The organism is Bradyrhizobium sp. 179, from assembly GCF_023073535.1.
Classification (GTDB): domain Bacteria; phylum Pseudomonadota; class Alphaproteobacteria; order Rhizobiales; family Xanthobacteraceae; genus Bradyrhizobium.
Window position 1 is genome coordinate 1 of sequence record NZ_JADPJR010000057.1, and the last position, 848, is coordinate 848.

Sequence of the window (848 nt, forward strand, 5' to 3'; positions counted from 1 at the left end):
CCCTGAGGCACGTTGCTCGCCAATGAGCCAGGCTTCGTCGCCCGGGAGATGCTGCTGACCCTTATCCCATATCCGCTGCGGAGGTCCGTCGGCGGTGCGGACACGGACAGCAGCAAATCGGGCTTTCAGTCGACCTTTCGTCCCGCTGCGCCAACTCACGGTTTTCCACCTGGCGCTCGCCAGCATTTGTTCTGCCGCAATCGACAAAATATCTGGTACGTGGTGCTTCCGGGTTTCCCGCGGACTTTGGTAATCGGCCAAATGAGCTTCACATTGACCGGATACACCTTGAGATGCCGAGGGATGCCGACGGCCCAAGCCAGCCCGCGCTCTGTCAACCCTTGTCGAAACGGTGCGCTGAGCCCGTATCCCGCATCCGCCAGTACACATCCAAAGCGCACGTTAGCTGCCATCGCGCGGTCAATCTCGGCCAAAGCAATTTCCGGCTTGGACCGTGCCGTTCGATGTTCGACCGGCACGCGAGCGCGCTTTAGACGAGACAGGTCGCTAGTCCAGCTGTCAGGCAGAAAGAGACGCAAAGCGATCATCACCGGCACTTCACCTCGCGCAAGCGTCAAAGACACCAGCGTTTGGCAATTTGCCGTTTTGCCGAGAGCCGACGCGTATTGAGCCGCAACACCAACCGACCGTTCACCTTTCTTCGGCAGTGAGGTGTCATCAATGACCAGCACCGCATCCTTGCCGCCGACAAGCCCGTCGGCCTGGTTGAGCAACTCAGATTCCAGCGATGACTCGTCCCAGACACCATCGGCGATGAAATGGTGCAGCTGATCGTAGTTGCCGGTTGCGAGGCGTTCTGCCATCGGCTGAACGCTCTTGCGATCGCC

General features: G+C 59.7%; 1 pseudogene. It reads right to left on the reverse strand.

The annotated features are described in order from the left end of the window. Positions 1 to 848 (reverse strand): annotated as a pseudogene (locus IVB12_RS13900) (IS701 family transposase); the annotation flags it as partial.